Consider the following 19,643-nt stretch of genomic DNA (forward strand, 5'->3'; position numbering starts at 1 on the left):
CCCGCGTCTTTCATAACATCGCCTTTCCGGGAGGCTACCTGGCACTGGCCATCGGATCCTTCACCCTGGCCGCCATGCAGTAGCCGCGTGGATCCAGCACGCTTCCTCGCGCTGGCCGGAGCGGGCGACCTCATCTCTAAGGTGCTGCGCAGCTGCGCAAAGGGCACGACCGCTTCTCACGGATCCATCGGCCTCCTCGGGCCCGCGACGCCCTCTGCCAGGACGATCGGGTTGGCGGAGGAACCTCGCACGAGCTCGGACCGGCCGGCCTGCGACACGGTGGTCCCGCCCGTCAGCATCAGTGCGGCGGCCAGCAGCAGGCCCAATGCCAGCACCATGGCGGCGAGGCGGGGCCAGTTGAGTGATCTTTGTATGGATACCCCCAGATCGAAGCGGCGTACCGAACAGCCGGTATTCGCCGCCCCAGCTCCCAGTGGATGAACTCCTCGTCAGACGGCCACACCACCATGGATCTCTGGGGCGCGAGGTTGCATCCGAGCGTGGGTCAGCCGTTGGTGACCCAGTCCATGTGTTCGATCCAGTGGTCGAGCAGCGCCCGATCCCCCTGTAATTCCAGCGTGGAAGCCGCATCCAGTGGGCGACGCCTGCTGATCACGAGCAGGAGCTCGACGGCTGGGCCGCGTACCACGACGTCCGCCTCGGTGTGCGTGCGCTCCAGCACGACCATGTCCGGCTCCCGGCGTGCCACCCACTCCCCAGGCGCGTCGGTCGCGTGGAAATGCAGAGTCTGACCGTCCCCGCGCATCGCATCGGCGAAGCCCGGCTTGTTCTCCCAATAGCCGCGGGAGGTCATCGTGTCCAGCCAGTCCTCGATGGCCGCAACGGCAAGCTCCGGCGCCAACTCGTACCGCATGCCGAGCGCCGCAGCCGCGTCCGCGCGATGCACGCAAACCTCGCCGAACAGCCGACGTGACCAGAACGGCACGCCTGCGGCGCCGCCCGACGGATCCCACACCGGCGTGTCGTCGGCGGCCGATGCGAACGCCCGTCTCGCCTCGGCCGCGCCGTCGCTAAGCCAGGCGCGCCACTGGCCCGAATCGGTCGGACCCGGAACGTAGCCGGCGAACGCCCTGCTCGGCTCGGTCATCTGCGCACCCACGAGCATCGCCACCATACGCTGTGTCCCGCCGACATGGTCGACAAGATCGGCCAGCGTCCACTTCGGACATGTCGGCACCGGGGCCGCCGCATCCCTGCCGTGCACCCAATCGGCAAACGTGCTCGTCTGCTCGACAACGGCCTTCACATACGCGGATGTGTCCATCGCTGCACCTCCAAGTGCTTTGCGAGCTTCCCGAAGTTCGCGGGCCAGGTCACTCAATGCCGACCGCCAACCGGTGTCGATGATGAACATGCCTTGGAGAGCAGTCAACTGCCTTACGTGCCGGAAAAGATCACCTCGCTCTGACCTGCGAGAAAAGGTCCAGAACCCAGATAGCGAGGGCGGACCGGCGCGCCGGCTGGTGGCCGGGCTGGAGCGATCGCGGACCCGGCCTCCTACGTCCGCCCACGGCATCGAGCCCGATGGTGCTGCGGCAGGGGGACAGCGGCGACGCTGACGGCCGGGCCCTGAGCGTGACCCTTAAGAAGGGTTCCCGTCGGTGACCAACGTGCCTGACAGCCCTAGTCGATGAAGTCGATGTTCGGGTGCCGCGGGGATTCGCCGTCGAACAGGTGCCGGTCCCGTCCGCGAAGGTGCAGATCGAAGAACGCGCCGATGTAGTCCCGTTGCGCGGCCAGCGAACGACGGGGATCGATGGTGCCGATGACCGCCTCACGCTTCTCCGGCGCCACGCGCGCGCCGAGTTGCGGCACGACGATCTGCAGATCGCTGTAGGCCATGTGCGTGCTGCCGCCGCGCAGGAGCAGATCCCGCTTCCAGCCTCGCTGGCTGGCCCAGAAGTCCGCCCAGCTGCGGTCGAATTCGGGATGCCGGTGCGTGTGCTCGAGCGGTTTCCCGTTCTCGTCGACGCCCTCGGCGCCCATCAGGAGGAACGGCCTGTCCAGGCCGCGTTTCGTGACTTCGCCCGGCACGTAAGGACTTCCCGGGGGATAGCCGAACGCGGTCGCCATCGCGCCGTCCAGGTTGATCCCGGCGTCGACACGGCGGTCGTAGACCATCGTCTCGCCCGCGGTGAACCCGCCGTAGGAGTGCCCATAAGCGCCGACCCGGGACAGGTCGAGCGACCGGCCGAGCCCGCGGGGGAGCGGCCGCTTCTCCGCGTCGGGGTTCTCGCCCAGGGTGATCTTCGTGAGCTGGTCGAGGACGAACCGGCTGTCGGCGACCCGGGCGTCGAGCGCCTTCTTCTCGAATTCGGGGTCGTCACCCCCGGACACGGCGAGTTCGAGCCGCCCGCCAGGAAACTCGACCGCCGCGCTCTCGTAGGTGTGCGAGAGCGAGACGACCACGTAGCCGCGGCTCGCCAGATCGTCGACGATCGCCGTGTACGTCTCCCGCGGGCCGCCGAAGCCGGGGGAGAAGAGCGTGACCGGCTTCGGCGCGCCGCGCGCCACGGGGACGCCGGTCTCGGCCCTTCGCTTCGCCGATGCCCAGTCGATGGAACCGGCCGGGAGATCGAGGTAGTCCTCGCCCGCCAGCGCCTGGTCGATGACGGTGCTCATGCCGGGCGTGAGCCACGGTGCCCGCGGCCCCCCGGTGAACCGGTCCGCCGGGTAGGTGACGGTGACCATGAGTTCCCGGCGCCGTTCCGGTTTCCACGGATCGGGGCGGGACGGGTCGACGAGGTGGAGGTCGGTGGTGCCGACGTCGTACTGGCCGGTGAGGGCCGGCGCGGTGAGCTTGGCCTGCTCCGCCGCCGCGGCGGGAACGGTCGCGGTGAGCCCGCCCGCGAGCGCGAGGCCCGAGATCAGCGCCGACCCCCGCACCACCCTGGTGTGTCTCGATGACACTGCTGGAGTCCTTCCGGATCGGGACGGCCCAGCGGCCGCCTGCTTTCGACTCTGGCAGCGCCCCGGCGGCACGCGCATCCTCCCTTCGGATGGAGCCGTGCTCATCCGTGAAGAGCACGGCAGGTCGGCCATGAAGCCTCTCCCGATCGTCGTCACGGTGCGCAACGCCGTTGTCTGTGGCGTGGCACTCATCCGGCACCACACGGCGGCGGGGAACTTCATGAACGTGACTGCCGCCGCAGGGATGACCGCTGGCCGGACACAGCGACCGTGTCACGACCAGCGGCCGCGGGTTTCTACGGGACGCAACCCTCGTCGTACAGGTTCGTCCACATGGCGTCCGCCGTGGCACGGTCACCGCGCTCGTCGTAGCCGATCATGATCCGGATGAACATGTCGCAGACGGCCGGGTCCATCATCGCGCTAGCGGGCCCAGCTGTGCCGGCTGCGAGGCCCAAGGCCATCAGCAGGGCCACGGCAGCACCCGCACCGACCTTCGCGATCCTCTTGTGCATGTGTTCTCCTCTCACATGGGCCCGGTGCTCCACAGAGGGCCGCAGCCGGGCTGCTCTGGCGACGAATCACATCGGAAGCGGCGGCTTCCGACGGTTATTCGCGAGCGTAGATCGCACGGCGCGTTACAAATAGATCAACTCAATTAATCCAAAATCAGGTCGGCGACCATGTGCATTAATCCATGCAGGGGGTCGCCACGAAGATTGCTAAAGGCGGTAAATGCGTTCCTGCCCAAGGTGAACGTCGTCCTACAGGGTTGCTAGCCTGCGCACATGTTAGATCTAGGACATGTGGCTTGGCCGCCTGAGCTGATCCGGACCGAGCGGCTCGTGCTCCGTGAGCCCGAGGCGCGGGACCGTACAACGTTCATCGAGCTGCTCGCCTCGCCAGAGGTGCACACCTACCTCGGCGGTCCCCGCCCGCGTGACGAGCTTGAGCGTGAGATGCCCGAGGTGCCCGAGCGCTGGCCCGGGAGTTTCGTCGTCGCGCTCGACGGGGCGATGATCGGCCAGATCCTGCTCAGGACAGCAGCCGGGCACCGTCGCCCGGCTGCTGCGGGGAAGGCCGATCTCGGTTACCTGTTCCTGCCGAAGGCATGGGGGCACGGGTACGCCGCCGAGGCGTGCGCGGCAGCACTCGACTGGTTCGACGGCGTCCTGCCCGGCGAGCCGGTGGTGCTCACCACCCAGAGCGCCAACGTCGGCTCGATGCGCCTCGCGGCGAAGCTGGGGTTCACCGAGGTCGAGCGGTTCCAGGCATGGGACGCCGAGCAGTGGCTCGGCCTGCGGCCCCCGGTCACATGATGGGGCCTATGCGCCGCTTGATCTGGCCCAGCCTCAGATGCTGGCCAGGGTGCGGTCAAGGAGGGGGAGCAGGCGGTCCCAGTGACGCTGCAGCCCGGCAGGGTTGAAGGCGTCGGTGTCGGACATGGTGAAGCCGTGGACGGTACCAGGGTAGATCTCGGAGGTGTGGTCGACACCCGCGGCGTCCAGGACCTGATTGAGCTCGCCGAGAGCCTCGGGCGTGATGTCGGTTTCGGCGTGGCCGAGGTGGACCTGGGCGGTGAGCTTGGAGAGGTTGTCGGGCCCGACGGCGCCCACCGGGCCGTGGAATCCGGCAACGGCCGCCACCTGGCCGGGGTGGGCCGCGGCGGTGCGCATCGCCAGGAGGCCGCCGATGCAGTAGCCGGTCACCGCGACCGGTCCGGCGCTGACCTCGGGCTGGGTGGTGAGGAACCTGAGGTAGGCGTCGGCGTCGCGCAAGACACGTTCGGTGGTGTGCGCCTCGATCAAGGGCATCAGCCGGGCCATGACCGCGGGCCGGGCATCTTCTCCGATGTGCTCGGGAAGTTCGATCACCGGTGCCGGACCGTGCCGGTAGAAGAAGTTGGGGACGAGCACGTAGTACCCGTGCCCGGCCAGTTCGCTGGCCATCTCCCGCAGCACGGGCCGGATGCCGAAGCCGTCCGCGTACATCAGCACCCCTGGGTGCCGGCCGCCACCGTCGGGGAAGGCGGCGAAAGCATCGGCCTGGCCGTCGGTGGTGGGAATCTGCAGAGTCTTGGTGGACATGACTGCTCCTGTCGTGGTTGATGGGTCGAGCCTGTGATCAACACGACGGAGGCGGAGCCCGCGCTGCGGCGCAAGATCCTCGATCGAACAGCGGGCCCGCACCGGCCCGTGCGGCGCTCAGGAGAGCACCGGGTCACCAATCCGTGTGTGGCGCAATGCCGTCCCGGTAATCATCGCCGCACAGCATAGCCCGCAGGATAAAAGGTGACGCACCCTGGCCTGCGGTACTGGATGTTCCGTGCGTCCTGCTGCGCCCCGACGGCCATGTCGCCTGGATCGGCGACGGTCAGCAGGACCTGCACGACCACCGCTCCCGCTGGTTCGGCAAGCCCGCCGGCTGATTGCGCCTGAGCAACCGAAAAGGCCGTCTACACGCGGTGACGTGTCAGGGCGCCGGACTCCATCGCGACCCAGATCGCTCCGTCCGGGCCGACGGTGAGCCCGTGGGGTTCCGCGCCCGCCAGCGGGAACTCCTGGATCTCCCCGTCGGTCGTGACGCGGGCCAGCCTGCCGGCACCCCACTCGGTGAGCCATAGCGCGCCGTCCGGCCCTGCCACGATGGCGTGGGGCCGGGCGGCACGGTCGGGCAGCGGGAATTCGGTGATCGCGCCCGAGGTGTCGATCCGGCCGACCTGACCCGCGCCGATCTCCACGAACCACAGCGCCTGGTCCGGCCCCGCGCAGATGCCTACCGGGGCCGCCCCCGGGGTGGGCAGCGGGTATGACGACACCTCGCCGCCGGTTGTGATGCGGCCGATCGCATGGCCCTGGTTGAGCGTGAACCACAGCGCGCCGTCCGGCCCCGCCGCGATCGCCGAGGGCATCGCGCCCGTGCCGGGCAGCGGGTGCGTGGACACCTTCCCGTCCAGAGTGATCCGCCCGATCCGGTCGTCCTGCAGTTGGGTGAACCACATGGCGCCGTCGGGACCCGCGGCGATGCCGTACGGCGAGTCCGCCGCGAAGGTGGTGATCGCGCCGTCCACGGTGATCCGCCCGATTCGGCCGCCGGTGAACTCGGTGAACCACAGCGTGCCGTCCGGCCCCGCGGTGATGACCGTGGGCTGGCCGTCGGCCGGATCGAGTTGATGGAGCGTGGGCTCCTCACCCGGCACGACCCGCCCGATCCGGCCCTGGTCATGCAGGGTGAACCACAGCGCGCCGTCGGGGCCGTGGGTGATGCCGTACGGAGAACCGTTGATCAGCATGGAAGAGAGATCTCCTTACCGGTGAAGCGGGCGCCGCATCGCCTGGTCGTGTGCGACCAGCACGAGAGTGCCTCGGTCATCCCGCAGCGCCTGCTCGAACTCCTCGACCAGGGCGAGCGAGAGGTGGTCGGTGGGCTCGTCGAGCAGCAGGATCTCCGGCGAGGCGGCCGGCACGAGGCCGGGCTTGCTCGCCGCCTGACAAGGTCGGCAGCCGGCGTGAGCGCTCGAACGCGGCGTCGACGGCTTGCTCCCCGGAGGGAAAGTTGTGGGGTCAGAAAAACTCCAATCGCAACGTCTATAGCTTTAAGCTAGCATCGGGAAGAGTTCTAACGCAACTGGAGTAGACTTTGGACAGACGTCCTGGCGGTCGCAGCGCCCGCGTGCGCGACGCCGTACGGCAGGCGACCCTCGCCGAGCTGGCCGAGCACGGCTTCGGCGGACTGACGGTGGACAACGTGGCGATCCGCTCGGGGGTGCACAAGACCACCGTGTACCGGCGATGGGGCAGCGCGGAGGGCCTGGTCGCCGACGCGCTCGAGTTGGCCAGGGAGGAGCCGTGGCCGGTGCCCGACACCGGCTCGCTCCGCGACGACCTACGGGAGATCGCCGAGCTGGTGCGGAGCGGCTTCGCCGATCCCATCGCCGGGCCGATCTCTGCGGCGTTCGTGTCGGCCGCCGTACAGGGCACAGGGCCCGCCAAGGCGCTGCACGCCTTCTTCTCCGCCCGCCACGAGCAGGCCGCCGAAGTAGTACGTCGGGCGGTCGCGCGAGGTGAGCTCCCGGCGGGCATTGACGCGGCCGATGTGATCAGAACGGCCGTCGCGCCGATCTATTACCGGCTGTTCATCACCCACGAGCCGGTCACCGAACACGACGCCGAACGCGCGGCCGACGCCGCCCTCGCCGCCGCCCGCGCAGGCGTCCTGCACTGCTGACGCCGCTGCCCGCAAGAGCAACGGGCGGACGGAGGGCTGGATGATTCTTGCGACGCGAGGTCGGGGGGATATGCCGGCACCGAACATCTCAGTCGTCGTGGGCGATGAGCATGAGTTGCCGCCACAGCAGCACCACGAACACCGCGGAGCCAGCGAAGGCGAACCAGAAGGGCGCTGCGACACCGAGGTGGGTGGCCAGGACACCGCCGATCAACGAGCCGACCACCAGACCGGCGTAGACGCAGACGGTGTTGACGCTGCCCACCCGGCCCTGCAGTTCGCTTGGGACCGCGCGCTGGCGGACGGTGCCCGAGGTCGTGCCCCAGATGAAGGCGTGCGCGCCGAAGGCCAGGAAGATGGCCCCGGCGACCCATGGTGAGTGGGTCAGGGCCAGGCCCAGGTGAGTGAGCGTTTCGATGATGAGCCCGATCCTCATCAGGGCGCCGAGGCTCACCTTGCGGGTGATGGCCCCGTACAGGCCGATACCGATCAAACCGCCGATCCCGCCGATGGTGGTCATCAGGCCGAAGCCCAGAGCGCCGAGGCCGAGTTGCTCCTGGGTGTAGAGGACGAGAACCGACCAGGCCGCGCCGAACGTGAAATTGAAGATCAGGATGGTGAGCGCCAGCGTGCGGATCGCCGCGTGCTGGAGGGTCCAGCTGAACCCGGCGATCAGCTCTCGTACGGTGTCAGGCATGAGATCGCCGGCCTGCCGGCCGTGCGGCGGCAACGTGATCCGGGAGACCAGGACGATCCCTGCCACCATCAGGAGTAGCTGGCCCGCGAACGGCCAGGTCACGCCCAGGCCGAACAGTGCCGCGCCGATCGGCGGCCCGGCGAGCTGATTGAGCGTGATGAACCCCGTGCCCAGGCGGGCGTTGGCGATGACGAGATCGTCCTTGCCGACCATCATGGGCGTCAGCGTGGCCGTCGCGTTGTCGGCGAACACCTCGGCGATGGACCGGAGCGTGAGCGCCACCAGCGCCGTCGCCACGCTCACCGTGCCGGTCACCATGAGCGCGACGAGCGCCGCCAGCACCACGGCCCGCACCGCGTTCGCGACGAGCACGATCCTGCGCCGGTCGTACCGATCCGACAGCACGCCCGCATACAGGCTGAACAGCAGCGGCGGCGCCCAGCCCACCAGGGCCGACAGCGAAATCAGCAGCGGGTCGCGAGTCAACGTCGCGATCAGCAGCGGGCCCGCCGCACCCGCGATCCCATCACCGAGATTCGTCAGCCAGCTCGAGGCCAGCAACCACCGGAATCCTGTCCCCAGCCGGGCAGGCAGGACTCGCTCCAGCATTGTGATCACGAGCGCAAAACCATACGTTTTGCGAGCATCTACGGCAACGCGTTTTATCGACACCATCGACGTACGGCCCACGCCGCCCGCATCCGAACCATGCCGATGCTGGTACGCAGCATGCTGCCGATCTGCTCGTCGCCGATCGCCGGGTCGAGCACGATGGTCAGGATCTCGTCCAGCAGCGCCTGCCGGTTCTCGGGGAAGCCCCGAAGCCGCGCGAGTTCCTCCGCCGAGAACACGTCCTGAGTCGCCACGAATCCACCACCCGAGCATCGACCGTCACCGAACGGGACGGCACGCTACGGCCCGGAATAGAGCTTGATCAACCCTCGGTTCTTGGCGTTGTTCTTGGTCTGGAAACTACGGACAGGCCGCTCAGCGGCCGCCACCGGCGGCGTGCTCCCGGCGGTCGAGGGCGGCCTGCAGTTGGGCGAGCCACTCCCGGCCCCTTCCGCGCCCGTCGGGGAGTTGGTCGTCGCGGTCCCAACGCCAGGAGACCACGAGGGCGAGGCTGAGGATCCGGCAGTCGGCGAGCAACCCGGAGTCGGCGCCCGGGTAGTGCGCGGCGACGTCCTCCGGAGCATGCGCGAGGTCGAACTCGACGGGTCCGCGGCAGACGGTCTCCAGGTCGATGAAGAGCGGTCCGTCCGCGGTGGCGAGCAGGTTGCCGGGGTGCGGTTCGCCGTGCAGGAGCTGTTGCCGCGTGCCGCGGTCCAGGATCGCGCGGCTGATTCCGTGGAGGGTGTCGGTCAGCAGGGCGCGTTCCGCGGCGCCGAGATCCGGGCTGACGGCGGGGTCCTCGACCACCCGGAGGGCGTCGGCGACGCGATCGGTGAAGTGCGGTGCGGCGAGGTTGATGCGGCGCAGGCCGGCGTGCAGCCGGGCCAGGGCGTCGGCGTAGGCGGCGGGCGGGTGGTTCTCGGGTGCGGCGGTGGGCTCGTAGTAGGTCCAGAGGGTGACGGCGAATCCGTCGCGGACATGGACGCGGGGCTCGGTCCTCGGATCGAGACCCGCCACCGGGCTGCCGGTCCCGGCGAGGCGCCGGGCGATCTCGACCTCGAAGTCGAGGCGGTGCGCTAGGGGCGCGACCCGGGCGAGCACGCCGCTGGGCCGCAGCCGGACGGCGATCCGGTTCGAGTTGTGCAGCACAGCGGCGTCGTCGGCGCCCAGACCGTACTCGGCGGCCGTGTCGACGGCCGCGGCCACCGCCCGCGGGATCTCGGTTTCCTTCAAGTGTTCGGTGCCTCTCCCTGCCGGAGTTGATGTGTGCGGCGCAGGCCCTTGGGCCAACCGAGCGTCTGACGCGTCGTGACCAGGTCGGCGCGGCCGGACATAGCGGACCCCGAGGTCGTCGTCGTCCCGCGCCGTCAGGGGCCGGTCAAGGAGAGCGCTCACGTCAGGATCACCCGAGGCAGCGCCGTGCTGCAGCCGGCGCCGCTGAGCCGGCGGCCGGCCGCGGCGAGGGCGGACGCGAGCGCGTCGGCCTGCTCAGGAGGGCGCGCAGCAGCGGGAAGGGGTCGAAGCGGCGGGCGTCGTCGGTGGCGATGCTGCCGAGGTCGTCGGCGACGCGGTCGCGGGTTCGTCCGGTGGGCGGCCGGCGTTGCGTCAGCGCCCGCGTGCGGTCGACTGCTTCCTGGAGGAGTGCGAGGGGTCCGCCGGTCACGTCTGTATGCAACACCACCCGGTCGGTTCCGCGCATTCGGTTTATTGCCGGTGTCGGCGAGGGCGTGAGTGTCAATCGCTGGGAACGTAGTGAGCCTCCCCTCAGCCCACGGCGTGCGTTCCGGAGAGTAGGGGGAGTGCCCAGCGTGTTCATGGAACCAGATGATCGCTGACGGAGAAAGAGTTGCAGTTCGTGCTACGAATCAATATGGTTCGTAGGGCGAACTGCAATCCTTCTTTGCGGGAGTGTTAACGATGAGTCGTACAGTCGTGATCGTCGGCGGAGGTTACGGTGGCTCCGCGGTCGCCAAGGCGCTGGACGCCGAGGCCGATGTCGTGCTGATCGAGCCGCGTGACGCGTTCATCAATTCGGCCGGCTCGCTGCGGGCGCTGACCCAGCCTGGCTGGGCGCACAACATGTTCTTCCCCTACGACCAGTGGCTCAGGCGTGGCACGGTGGTGCGCGAGCGCGCGGTCTCGGTGGACCCCGGTGGCGTCACCCTGGCCTCCGGCCGGCGGGTCGAGGCCGATTACCTGGTCCTGGCCACCGGCTCCAGCTACGCCTACCCGGCCAAACCCGCCTCCGACTCCACGTCCGAGGTGCTGGACGATCTGCTGCGGACCCACAAGGAGCTGGTGGGCTCCGAGCGAGTGCTGATCCTCGGTGCCGGGCCGGTCGGCCTGGAACTGGCCGGGGAGATCAAGGAGGTGTGGCCGCACAAGCACGTGACCATCGTCGACCCGGCCGAAGAACTGCTGCCCGCCTTCCCCGCCGAGCTGCGCGACGACCTGCGCCGTCAGCTGAACGAGCTGGATGTCCACCTGCGGCTGGGGGCCGGTCTGAGCGAACCTCCGGCGACCGAGTCCGGGCAGGCGGGAACGTTCACCGTCACCACGACCGGCGGACAGGAGATCACCGCCGACATCTGGTTCCGCGCGCACGGCGTCCGTGTCCACAGCGACTATCTCGCCGACGGGCGGCTGACGACGCGTACGCCGCAGCTGCAGGTCCCCGTCGCCGAGACGCTCCAGGTCCGCGGGCACGGCGCCGTTCACGAACACGTCTATGCGATCGGCGACCTCACCGACGTCGAGGAGGCCAAGATGGCCGGGTACGCGATGCAGCACGGCGAGGTGGTGGCCCAGAACATCCTCGCCCAGCTGCGCGGCGAACAGCCGGCGGCCACCTACCAGCCGCTGTCCCACCCCATGATCCTGCTTCCGCTCGGACCTCGTGGCGGCGTCGGTCTGTTGCCCACGCCCGATGGGCCGGCTGTCGTACCGGCCGAAACCGTCTCGGCCTACAAGGGAGCCGACCTGTTCACCGGCCGCTTCACCGAGCAGTTCGGCGCCGCCTGACATGAAAGGCACTACCTTGTCCACACCTGACGTCGTGTTCGGTTTCGGAGCGCATACCGGCTTCGAGGACATGCCCGAGCTGTTGCGCACGGTCCAGCAGGCCGACCGGGACGGGCTCGACCTTTTCTCGCTGTCGGACCATCCCTACCTCGGTGAGCGGCTGGACGCCTATGCCGCGCTCGGCTTCCTCTTGGGCGGTACGCGGCACATCGCCGGCCTGGCCAATGTCACCAATCTGCCGACCAGGCCCGCCCCCATGCTGGCCAAGATGGTGACCTCGTTGTCGGCGCTGTCGCAGGGCCGCATCGTCCTCGGCATGGGCGCGGGCGGGCTGTGGGACCGCATCGCCGACATGGGCGTGCCCCGGCGGACGCCCGGTGACGCCGTGGACGCCTTCGAGGAGGCCATCGTCCTGATCCGGAAGTTGTCGGGCGGCGGCCCGCCGGTCGACCATGAGGGGCGCCACTACCAGGTGCGCCAGATCGAGCCGGCTCCCGTGTCCGCACCCCCCGTGTGGACCGGGTCGAACGGCCCCAAATCCCTGGCCGCCACCGGCCGCGTGGCCGACGGCTGGATCCCCGGCCACGCGGCCGACTGGCGCAGCGACCGCTACCGGACCTCGCGGCCGATCATCGACGAAGCGGCCGCCGCCGTGGGCCGCGACCCACGCGAGATCCGTACGATCTACAACTTCCCCGGCCGCGTCACCGACCGGCCGCTGCCTGCCACCCGGGACCACGACGGCCGCTGGGCCGGCGGCTCGGTCGGGCAATGGATCGAGGCGCTGACCGAAGCCGTGCTGGAGCACGGCGCATCGGGCTTCATACTCTTCTCCGCCGGCCACGGCGCCCCCGACCTCACCACGCTGGCCCGCTGGGCCCAGGAGATCGTCCCGTCCGTCCGCGAGGCGATCGCGAAGTAGCTGTCACGGTGCCGGTGGAGGCTCGGGAAATCCGGCTGCTGTGGTGCTTTCGACGACGAAAGGGCCAGAAACGCGATTCCTGCCGACAGGAGGAAGACCAGCGCTGCCAGGCTGCAATGGCAGCTAGCAGTGCAAAAATGATGGCCAGCAGGGCTAACACGGTGGCGCCTATAATATTCTCTAGAGTCAGCGGATTGTACGTTCCCGGATCGGCGGCACTATATTTCTCCAGCCCGATCGTATAACTGAACAGAACAAGGAACCCGCTTCGACCATGCGCTCAGACGAAGTACCGGGCCTGCAGGCGGAACAGTTCGGCGTAAAGTCCGTCGGCCGCAATCAGCGTGTCGTGCGTGCCGACCTCGACGACCCGGCCGCCGTCCAGAACCACGATGAGATCAGCAGCGGCGCCTGCCGCATCGCCGCCCGGGCGTTGGCCACCGTCTGCCACGGGCCCCCCGACAGCCCCTTGCCGTCCCATGATCTCCGCCCGAGCCGGGTCTCCAGGCCCTCGGGCAGCGAAGCGAGGAGCTTGTCGCCGCCGGCCGTCCGCTGCGCCTCAAGGATCCGCTCCGGGTCGTCGCGATGATCGAGCCGGCCCAGCCCGATCGTGTCCTTCAGGGACATCTCGATGTGTGCCGGGTCCTGGAAGGCCGCCGTGATCCGGGCACGCCAGTCCTCCGGCGCGAACAGCGCGAGGTCGGTCCCGTCCACCAGGATGCGCCCCGCGCTCGGCCGGTAGAGACCGCTGAGCATCTTGACGAACGTCGACTTCCCCGCGCCGTTCTCCCCGACCAGGGCCACCACGGCGCCGGTCGGGAGCTCGAGGTTGCTGTCGTTCAGTGCAGGCTGATCGCGGTTCCAGTACTGGAAGCTGAGACCCTCCACCTTGATGGTGCCGTCCAGCCGGGCCGGCACCATCACCGGCGTGGCCGGCACGACGGCCGCCCGCTCCACGGCGCCGTCCTCCACTACGTCGAGGAACGCCCGGACTGCCCGCAGCGACTCCAGCGTCCAGAAGGTCAAGGTCAACACGCTCTGCACCTGCCCGGTGATCTGACTGGTGACGGCGATGGCCGCGACGATGAGGCCCAGCGAGGCGTCGCCGGCCAGGCCGGCCCGCACCATCAGGACGACGGCGGTCGCGTACGCCAGCACGAAGAACAGCCAAGTCAGCGCGACCGGTACCCGGGCCCGCCGGTCAGTCCGGGCGATGTCCTGGCCTCCGGAGTCCCACTCCTCGCGGTGCCTCCGGCGCAGCTCGCTCGCCAGTCCGAAGAGGCGGGTCTCGCGACCGGACGCGGCCGTGGTGGCGAGCGCGAACAGATGGCCGGCCAGCCGGGTCCGGGGCGTGGCGCGCTGAACGGCCTGACCGCGTTTCTTCTCTGCCGCCTGGGTGGCCAGCACCGAGGGGACGGCGAAGAGCGGCAGTACGGCGAGGATGGGAACGACCGAGGCCATCAGGACGGCCGAGGCGATCAGGGCCAGCGCGGCTCCGGCCAGCCACAGCAGCCGGTCGAAGGCCGGTCCGATCTCGCCCCGCGCGCCACGGACCGCCGCCGCCTTGCCGGAGCGGCTCGAACGCTCGTGGATCTCCAGCGTCGGCGTCGTACCGACCACGTCGATGAACTGGCGCTCGACTTCGTTCTGGATCTCCTCCTGCAGGCGAAGGCGGGTGAAGTAGCCGGCGATGAAGGTGCCTTGGGTGAGCATCACGAAGATCGCCACACCCAGCGCGAGTGCCACCACGCCACTGGTCGAATGCCGGCTCGCCAGCTCGCTGAACAGTCCGAGCAGCACGGCGAGGCCGATCCCGGTGGCCTGTTCGAGAATCGCCACCGCCACCACCAGCAGGGACCGGACCCGGTCGACGCGGGGTCCGATCGTGCCGACCGGGACCGCACCGGCGAGGACGGCCAAGACCGCGGTCAGGGTGGTCAAGGCCGGTGCCACGGAGAAGGAATATCCGGCCAGGGCGGGCATCACCCCACCGCGTCGCCGGGGCGGCAGCCGACTCGTCTCCGCGGTCACGCCTGCTCCTCGTCGTCGAGGTCACGGGCGATCGTGCCCCCCACCTGGGCGCTTGACATCTTTCCTCCTGGTCGATCGCGGGTGCTTCGCTCATGGCCGCTCTCGGGGGACTCCCGGCGCACGAGCGACAACAACGCTGTCGCCGGCATCGCGGGCCCCTCGAATGTCTCGTCCAGATCGGAGAAGGCTGTAACAGCTCCCACACCGAACTCGATCCGGCGGGGCGAGACGAGACGAGGCGACGAGCGTCCGAATGGTGACACTGATGTCCACCGCACCGCCACGCGATAAAGAGGCTGATCCGCCGGAATAGGCGACCCATGTCCGTCCGGGCTGAGCGGCTGTGGTCGTGAAGTCCCAGCCCTCCACGTGAGCGCCGTTCTCAGCGCATGCGGTGGCACCTCTTCTCCGCGGTTGCCGGGTAAGATCCGGGAGTTTGCGCGAGCCGTGGTCCCGGGACGAGAGTGCCGAGGCCCGCGAGCGCATCCGCGCGACCGCCGAGGGGGCAGCACATGACGCGGCAGGGGACCATCGCGATAGAGCGCATGGACGGATCAGCGGCAGCGCAGGCCGAGGACGCGTTCAGGCTGATCTATGCCGAAGCGTTCGCCGAGCCTCCCTACAACGAGACCGAACGCGACGTCGCCGCCGCCTTCCGCCGTTTCCCCTCCCAGGCCCGCAAGCACACCTTCCGCGCTGCCTTGGCCCGTACCGAAGACGGCGAGCCGGTCGGCATGGCGTACGGCTACCCGCTCGACCCCGACACGGGCTGGTGGGACGAACTGACCGAGCCCGTGCCCGACGACATGCGACGGGAGGACGGACAGCGCACCTTCGGGCTGATGGAACTTGCCGTGCGCGGACCGTGGCGCGGGCAGGGCATCGCGCGGCGTCTGCACGAGACGCTGCTCGACAACATCGAGGCCGGACGGGTGTTGCTGAACGTCCACCCGGGCGGCAAGGCAGCGTCGGCTGCCTACCGGGCGTGGGGATACCGCAAGGTCGGCGAGGCGCGGCCATGGGGGACAGGCGTGGACCTCCATGACGTGATGCTGCTCGACCTGCGCTGAAAGCAGCCAGCACTTACTGAACTTTCCGCACATATGCCGCATCAAAGGACGCATGATCACGACACAGAAACTTGCTCTCCTGTCCGCACTGCCGCTCGCTGCGACCCTTCTGATCGCGATCCCCGCTCAGGCGGCGGAGCGCCCGGCCTGCCCCGTTCCGACGAAGGCGGAGGCGAAGCGGTCGTCCAGCGCCAAGATCGACAAGCCGGCCAGAGGCGCCACCGCCATCAAGGGGGTCCGCGTCAACCACCTTCCCAAGGGCTTCGCCTACGGCAAGGTCGAAGTCAAGAAGAACGAGGGCATCACCGAGTACGGCTACCTGTGGAGTGATGACCGCGACGACGTGGACCGCAAGCATCGGTCGTTGTGGATCAGGGTGGTGTGCTGGCCGAAGGCGAGCAAGCCGGCGCACCTCAAGAAGGTGCCGGTCCTCCTTGGGACGTTCTCGGGTGACACGAAGACCGTGAAGATCGGCGGCCGCCGGGTGCTCACCCAGGCGGGTGACGGCGCGCTGGGTCATGGCCGGTACGCGGGCTGGGTCGAGCGCGAGGGCGTCGTCGTCACCGTGATGGCCAGCAGTCCCCTCGTGCCGGACCTGACGAAGATCATCAAGGGCATCGAGCTCTGAGCTCGTTCCCCGGGGCCGGACGCCAAGCCGGCCGCACGATGAGCTCGATCTGACGTCCATGCACCGGTTGAAGGGATGAGGGATGGCGACGGCGCTGCTCGACGGCGATCCGCAGCGGCTGGGGCCGTACTGGCTGGCGGGGCGGTTGGGCGCGGGCGGCCAGGGTGTGGTCTACGAGGCCTACACGGAGGACGCCCGGCGCGTCGCGATCAAGGTCCTGCACAGCGACCAGGCCGCCCAGCTGGGCAGGGAGGCGGCGGCCGCGCAGCGGGTGGCCTCGTTCTGCACCGCGCGCGTGCTCGACGCCCAGTTGGCGGGGCCCCGGCCGTACATCGTCAGCGAGTACGTCGAAGGGCACAGCCTGCGTCAGGTCGTCACCGGGGGCCGCCTGTTCGCGGGCGGTGACCTGCACCGCCTGGCCACCGCCATCGCCACCGCCCTGACCGCGGTCCACGACGCCGGCGTGATCCACCGCGATCTCAAGCCGGACAACGTGCTGCTCGGCCCGGACGGACCGCGGGTGATCGACTTCGGCGTCTCCCGGACGGCGGAGATGTCACTCACCGAGACCGGCCTGGTCACGGGCACGCCCACGTACATGGCCCCGGAGGTGTTCACCGGGCAGCGGGCGGGCGCGTCGGCGGACGTGTTCGCCTGGGGCGGCATCGTGATGTTCGCCGCCACCGGCGCCGACCCGTTCCAGGCCGAGAGCCTGGGCGGGGTCATGCATCGTGTGTTGTCGGCCAGCCCCGACCTCAGCGTGCTGCCGCGGTCGCTGCAGCCGCTGGTGGCCGCCGCTCTGGCCAAGGATCCGCTCGGCCGTCCGACCTCCCGCGAGCTGCTGCTCGCCCTGGTCAGCGGCGGCGGGCGGCTGGACACCTCCGGGCTGCTCGCCGAGGGCGGTCGCGAGGCCACCGGGATCGCGGTGCCGGCCGACGACCCCGCGCTGGGCGCGCTGGCGGAGCAGGCGTACACGATGCTCGGGCCTGTCGAGCGCGAGCTGGTGGCCGAGGTGTTCCTGCGGCTGGTCACCGTGGACGAGCACGGGGAGCTGAGCGTACGGCGGGCGGCCCGCGCCGAACTGCTCCAGGGAAGAGCCGAGCACGAGACGGCGGCGATCCGCCGGATCCTGGAGGTGTTCACGTACCTCCTGGGCAGGGGCGGCGAGGAGCTCTGGCTGGCCCGGCCGGCGCTGCCGCACGCCTGGCCCAGGTACCGGCACTGGATCGACAACAACCGCGACGGGCTGGCGGCGCACCGGGAGATCCTCACGGCGGCGCGCCGCTGGGACGGGGCCGGCCGGCGGGACGGCGATCTGTTCCGCGGCAGCAGCCTGGACGACGCCCTGCGATGGGCGGCGAACGCGCGGCGCAACATCACGCTGGCCCCGGTGGAGCGGGCTTTCCTGCAGGCGAGCGCGGACCTGGCCCGTCGTGGCGCCAAGCGTGCCCGGCTGGTGTCGCTCAGCCTCGGCGGGCTGCTGGTGATCTCGCTGGTGGCCGGAGGGCTGGCCGTACAGCAGGGCCTGGTCGCCGATCGGCGCGCGGAGGAGATCACCGCGTCGCTCGGCAGGTCGGAGGCGGCTCGGCTGGCCGGGCTCGCGCAACAGGTACGCGTCACGGATCCGATGCTGGCGACGCGGCTGAGCGTGGCGGCGTGGAGCCTGGACCGCACGCCGCTCACGAGGGCGGGGCTGATGACGGCATACGCCCAGCGCGAGGCGGCGACGTTCACGGACCGGGCGGGCGCCGGCGACACGGTCCTGGCCCTCGGCGCCGACGGGCGTACCCTGGCCGGCGTCAGCCAGGACACCGCCCAGGTGTGGGATGTGCGCACCGGGAAGCGGATCGGCCGGATCGCGCGGCTGGGGCTGGCCGGTGACCAGGTGTTCGCCGTGGCCCCGGCGCCCTCGGGCCGTACGCTCGTCGTCCTGACGCACAAGCGGCTCCGGGCCTGGAACCTGCCCGGCGGGACGGCCATCGGGACCTGGACCTTCGACCGGCCCCGCGATCTCGAAGACAATTGGGCGGAGATCGTGCACGCGGACGACCGGACGGTGACGATCCGTGATCCCGACGGCGTCCTGCGGTGGAATCAGCGGACCGGCGAGCGCACGCGGCTCTCCGCCGCCGGCACGGTGGCGAGTGCGGACAGCGCGTGGCTGGCGACGCCGCGGGCGAAGGCGGTGCGGTTGACCAACCGCAGGGACGGGTCCGTCGTGGACATCGGCGTCCAAGACGGCGCCGGCTCACAAGGGACCTGGAACGGCGGCTCGGTGACGGTCAGCGGGGACGGAAAGCTGCTCGCCTCGGTCGCCGATGGCGAGGTCCAGTTCTGGCGGATGGCCGACGCGCAGCTTCTCACCACGGTGCCGCTGCTGGGCAGCGCGGACGCCGACGGCGAGCAGCCCCAGGGCGCCTTCGACGGCCGGACGTTCCGCTACCTGGTCGAGGACCGGGTCTTCGCCGTCGACGTCTCCGACCTCTCGGTCGCTCCGGCGGGCTTCCCGGGCGACTTCGGCAGGCTGAGCCCGGACGGGCGGGTCTCGGTGATCCAGGCCGGCGACCGGACCCGGCTCCGCGACGTGCGCGGCGGCAAGACGGTGGGCGCGCTGCCCGCCATGGAGGAGGCGTACTTCAGCGAGGACGGCAGGCTGCTGGCCGCGGTACGTCAGGGCACGGTGCAGATCGTGGATGTCACCTCGCGGGCCGTCCTGGGCAAAATCGTCCCTGACGTGCGAGCCCAAGAGGCCGGCGTGGTGCGTTTCAGCCCGGACGGCACCCGCCTCGCGCTCGTCCTGCGCGGCGTGCCGCACACCGCCCAGGTATGGGACTGGAAGGCCCGGCGGAAACTGTGGAGCGCGGCACTCCCGGAGACGAACGACGTGGCCTTCTCCTCCGACGGCAAGCTGCTGGCTTTCGCCGGCGCCGACCAGCGCCTGCTCGACGCGGCCACCGGCCGGCCGGTGGCCGGGCCCTTCAGCGCCGGCGGAAAGAACACCACCGGCCTCCGGATCTTCTTCCTGCGTGCGGGCGGTGGCGTGGTGGTCCTGGACTCCCGCAGCCGCCTGACGTTGTGGGACACCGCCGGCAGGCGGCGCGGGCCGGTCGTCCGCGCCGAGTCCGGCAAACTGTCGATCGCCGCCTACTCCCCGCGTGAGGACATGATCGCGGTCGGCGCGACAGACGGCAGGGTACGGCTGTTCGACCCGGTCACCGGAACGAGCCTCGGCACCCTGCGGGACTCCGGTGGAGGGCAGGATGCGGAGACGGGGCAACTCCAGTCGATCGCCTTCACGGCCGATGGGGCCGGCGTCGTCACCCTTGACCTGAACGGGGTGGTGCGCACCCACGTCGTCGAGCCTGCCGGTGTCATCCGGGCGATCTGCCGGCGGGCGGGTGGCTCCCTCACCGACGCTGAATGGCGGGCCCACATCCCGGGCCTTCCCTACCGCGACACCTGCCGCTGACCGCCCGGAAGCCCTGCGGCAGCCGGGGGGCCTGC

General features: G+C 70.0%; 21 protein-coding genes. 8 read left to right on the top strand and 13 right to left on the bottom strand.

Going from position 1 to position 19,643, the window contains the following annotated elements:
* Positions 1 to 176: 176 nt before the first annotated feature.
* From ACWD0F_RS44810 to ACWD0F_RS44825, 4 genes are all read right to left on the bottom strand, one after another.
* Positions 177 to 338, bottom strand: a complete 162-nt coding sequence (locus ACWD0F_RS44810; RefSeq protein WP_449888159.1) for a hypothetical protein — start codon at positions 336 to 338, stop codon at positions 177 to 179.
* 167 nt (positions 339 to 505) lie between these two features.
* A complete protein-coding gene (locus ACWD0F_RS44815; RefSeq protein WP_449888161.1) occupies positions 506 to 1,375 on the bottom strand; it encodes a maleylpyruvate isomerase family mycothiol-dependent enzyme in 870 nt (289 codons plus the stop codon).
* 269 nt (positions 1,376 to 1,644) lie between these two features.
* Entirely contained in the window at positions 1,645 to 2,931 is a 1,287-nt protein-coding gene (locus tag ACWD0F_RS44820; protein WP_449888163.1) for an alpha/beta hydrolase family protein, read from the bottom strand.
* 296 nt (positions 2,932 to 3,227) lie between these two features.
* A complete protein-coding gene (locus ACWD0F_RS44825) occupies positions 3,228 to 3,446 on the bottom strand; it encodes a hypothetical protein (RefSeq protein ID WP_449888164.1) in 219 nt (72 codons plus the stop codon).
* Positions 3,447 to 3,719: 273 nt separating this feature from the next.
* On the opposite strand from ACWD0F_RS44825, the gene ACWD0F_RS44830 reads away from it, so the two are divergent.
* Positions 3,720 to 4,250, top strand: coding sequence for a GNAT family N-acetyltransferase (locus tag ACWD0F_RS44830; RefSeq protein WP_449888166.1), 531 nt, complete (start codon positions 3,720 to 3,722; stop codon positions 4,248 to 4,250).
* A gap of 33 nt (positions 4,251 to 4,283) precedes the next feature.
* On the opposite strand, the gene ACWD0F_RS44835 is transcribed toward ACWD0F_RS44830, so the two are convergent.
* Positions 4,284 to 5,018, bottom strand: coding sequence for a dienelactone hydrolase family protein (locus tag ACWD0F_RS44835; protein ID WP_449888167.1), 735 nt, complete (start codon positions 5,016 to 5,018; stop codon positions 4,284 to 4,286).
* Positions 5,019 to 5,203: 185 nt separating this feature from the next.
* On the opposite strand from ACWD0F_RS44835, the gene ACWD0F_RS44840 reads away from it, so the two are divergent.
* A complete protein-coding gene (locus ACWD0F_RS44840; RefSeq protein ID WP_449888274.1) occupies positions 5,204 to 5,359 on the top strand; it encodes an aromatic-ring hydroxylase C-terminal domain-containing protein in 156 nt (51 codons plus the stop codon).
* 27 nt (positions 5,360 to 5,386) lie between these two features.
* Here ACWD0F_RS44840 and ACWD0F_RS44845 read toward each other — a convergent pair whose 3' ends face one another.
* Both ACWD0F_RS44845 and ACWD0F_RS44850 read right to left on the bottom strand, forming a co-directional pair.
* Positions 5,387 to 6,223 carry a Vgb family protein gene (locus ACWD0F_RS44845; protein ID WP_449888169.1) on the bottom strand — a complete coding sequence of 279 codons (837 nt, stop codon included), beginning with the start codon at positions 6,221 to 6,223 and terminating at the stop codon, positions 5,387 to 5,389.
* Between the two features lie 15 nt (positions 6,224 to 6,238).
* The gene (locus ACWD0F_RS44850; RefSeq protein ID WP_449888170.1) at positions 6,239 to 6,397 is read right to left on the bottom strand and encodes a hypothetical protein; all 159 of its coding nucleotides are present in this window, start codon (positions 6,395 to 6,397) and stop codon (positions 6,239 to 6,241) included.
* Positions 6,398 to 6,570: 173 nt separating this feature from the next.
* Here ACWD0F_RS44850 and ACWD0F_RS44855 point away from each other — a divergent pair, with 173 nt between their 5' ends.
* A complete protein-coding gene (locus ACWD0F_RS44855) occupies positions 6,571 to 7,158 on the top strand; it encodes a TetR/AcrR family transcriptional regulator (protein WP_449888172.1) in 588 nt (195 codons plus the stop codon).
* Between the two features lie 88 nt (positions 7,159 to 7,246).
* Here ACWD0F_RS44855 and ACWD0F_RS44860 read toward each other — a convergent pair whose 3' ends face one another.
* From ACWD0F_RS44860 to ACWD0F_RS44875, 4 genes are all read right to left on the bottom strand, one after another.
* The gene (locus ACWD0F_RS44860) at positions 7,247 to 8,464 is read right to left on the bottom strand and encodes an MFS transporter (RefSeq protein WP_449888275.1); all 1,218 of its coding nucleotides are present in this window, start codon (positions 8,462 to 8,464) and stop codon (positions 7,247 to 7,249) included.
* 53 nt (positions 8,465 to 8,517) lie between these two features.
* On the bottom strand, positions 8,518 to 8,721 hold the full coding sequence (locus ACWD0F_RS44865; RefSeq protein ID WP_449888173.1) for a hypothetical protein: 204 nt from the start codon (positions 8,719 to 8,721) through the stop codon (positions 8,518 to 8,520).
* A 121-nt stretch (positions 8,722 to 8,842) separates the two neighbouring features.
* Positions 8,843 to 9,700: a phosphotransferase gene (locus tag ACWD0F_RS44870; RefSeq protein WP_449888174.1), complete on the bottom strand. Its 858-nt coding sequence runs from the start codon at positions 9,698 to 9,700 to the stop codon at positions 8,843 to 8,845.
* Positions 9,701 to 9,869: 169 nt separating this feature from the next.
* The gene (locus ACWD0F_RS44875) at positions 9,870 to 10,130 is read right to left on the bottom strand and encodes a hypothetical protein (RefSeq protein ID WP_449888176.1); all 261 of its coding nucleotides are present in this window, start codon (positions 10,128 to 10,130) and stop codon (positions 9,870 to 9,872) included.
* A gap of 254 nt (positions 10,131 to 10,384) precedes the next feature.
* On the opposite strand from ACWD0F_RS44875, the gene ACWD0F_RS44880 reads away from it, so the two are divergent.
* Both ACWD0F_RS44880 and ACWD0F_RS44885 read left to right on the top strand, forming a co-directional pair.
* On the top strand, positions 10,385 to 11,488 hold the full coding sequence (locus tag ACWD0F_RS44880) for an NAD(P)/FAD-dependent oxidoreductase (protein ID WP_449888178.1): 1,104 nt from the start codon (positions 10,385 to 10,387) through the stop codon (positions 11,486 to 11,488).
* 34 nt (positions 11,489 to 11,522) lie between these two features.
* Entirely contained in the window at positions 11,523 to 12,410 is an 888-nt protein-coding gene (locus ACWD0F_RS44885; RefSeq protein ID WP_449888179.1) for an LLM class flavin-dependent oxidoreductase, read from the top strand.
* A gap of 339 nt (positions 12,411 to 12,749) precedes the next feature.
* Here the strand turns inward: ACWD0F_RS44885 and ACWD0F_RS44890 are convergent, their stop codons facing one another.
* On the bottom strand, positions 12,750 to 14,441 hold the full coding sequence (locus ACWD0F_RS44890; RefSeq protein WP_449888181.1) for an ATP-binding cassette domain-containing protein: 1,692 nt from the start codon (positions 14,439 to 14,441) through the stop codon (positions 12,750 to 12,752).
* Complete coding sequence (locus ACWD0F_RS44895; protein WP_449888183.1) at positions 14,438 to 14,590, bottom strand: hypothetical protein; 153 nt, start codon at positions 14,588 to 14,590, stop codon at positions 14,438 to 14,440. The genes ACWD0F_RS44890 and ACWD0F_RS44895 overlap by 4 nt, the downstream gene beginning before the upstream one ends.
* A 363-nt stretch (positions 14,591 to 14,953) precedes the next feature.
* Between ACWD0F_RS44895 and ACWD0F_RS44900 the strand changes: the two genes are divergently transcribed.
* The 3 genes from ACWD0F_RS44900 to ACWD0F_RS44910 all read left to right on the top strand — a co-directional run bounded on the left by ACWD0F_RS44900 (position 14,954) and on the right by ACWD0F_RS44910 (position 19,608).
* Positions 14,954 to 15,511, top strand: a complete 558-nt coding sequence (locus tag ACWD0F_RS44900) for an N-acetyltransferase family protein (RefSeq protein WP_449888185.1) — start codon at positions 14,954 to 14,956, stop codon at positions 15,509 to 15,511.
* Between the two features lie 52 nt (positions 15,512 to 15,563).
* Positions 15,564 to 16,139, top strand: coding sequence for a hypothetical protein (locus ACWD0F_RS44905; RefSeq protein WP_449888187.1), 576 nt, complete (start codon positions 15,564 to 15,566; stop codon positions 16,137 to 16,139).
* An 82-nt stretch (positions 16,140 to 16,221) separates the two neighbouring features.
* Positions 16,222 to 19,608 (top strand): protein kinase domain-containing protein, encoded by a 3,387-nt coding sequence (locus tag ACWD0F_RS44910; RefSeq protein ID WP_449888189.1) that lies wholly within the window; start codon positions 16,222 to 16,224, stop codon positions 19,606 to 19,608.
* Positions 19,609 to 19,643 lie beyond the last annotated feature (35 nt).

This window comes from Nonomuraea sp. NPDC002799 (assembly GCF_053592075.1).

Bases quoted from the DNA above. Each gene is read 5' to 3' on its own strand.
- ACWD0F_RS44810 (WP_449888159.1), bottom strand. From the start codon at position 338: ATGGTGCTGGCATTGGGCCTGCTGCTGGCCGCCGCACTGATGCTGACG.
- ACWD0F_RS44815 (WP_449888161.1), bottom strand. From the start codon at position 1,375: ATGTTCATCATCGACACCGGTTGGCGGTCGGCATTGAGTGACCTGGCC.
- ACWD0F_RS44825 (WP_449888164.1), bottom strand. From the start codon at position 3,446: ATGCACAAGAGGATCGCGAAGGTCGGTGCGGGTGCTGCCGTGGCCCTG.
- ACWD0F_RS44830 (WP_449888166.1), top strand. From the start codon at position 3,720: ATGTTAGATCTAGGACATGTGGCTTGGCCGCCTGAGCTGATCCGGACC.
- ACWD0F_RS44835 (WP_449888167.1), bottom strand. From the start codon at position 5,018: ATGTCCACCAAGACTCTGCAGATTCCCACCACCGACGGCCAGGCCGAT.
- ACWD0F_RS44845 (WP_449888169.1), bottom strand. From the start codon at position 6,223: ATGCTGATCAACGGTTCTCCGTACGGCATCACCCACGGCCCCGACGGC.
- ACWD0F_RS44860 (WP_449888275.1), bottom strand. From the start codon at position 8,464: ATGCTGGAGCGAGTCCTGCCTGCCCGGCTGGGGACAGGATTCCGGTGG.
- ACWD0F_RS44880 (WP_449888178.1), top strand. From the start codon at position 10,385: ATGAGTCGTACAGTCGTGATCGTCGGCGGAGGTTACGGTGGCTCCGCG.
- ACWD0F_RS44895 (WP_449888183.1), bottom strand. From the start codon at position 14,590: ATGCCGGCGACAGCGTTGTTGTCGCTCGTGCGCCGGGAGTCCCCCGAG.
- ACWD0F_RS44900 (WP_449888185.1), top strand. From the start codon at position 14,954: ATGACGCGGCAGGGGACCATCGCGATAGAGCGCATGGACGGATCAGCG.
- ACWD0F_RS44905 (WP_449888187.1), top strand. From the start codon at position 15,564: ATGATCACGACACAGAAACTTGCTCTCCTGTCCGCACTGCCGCTCGCT.
- ACWD0F_RS44910 (WP_449888189.1), top strand. From the start codon at position 16,222: ATGGCGACGGCGCTGCTCGACGGCGATCCGCAGCGGCTGGGGCCGTAC.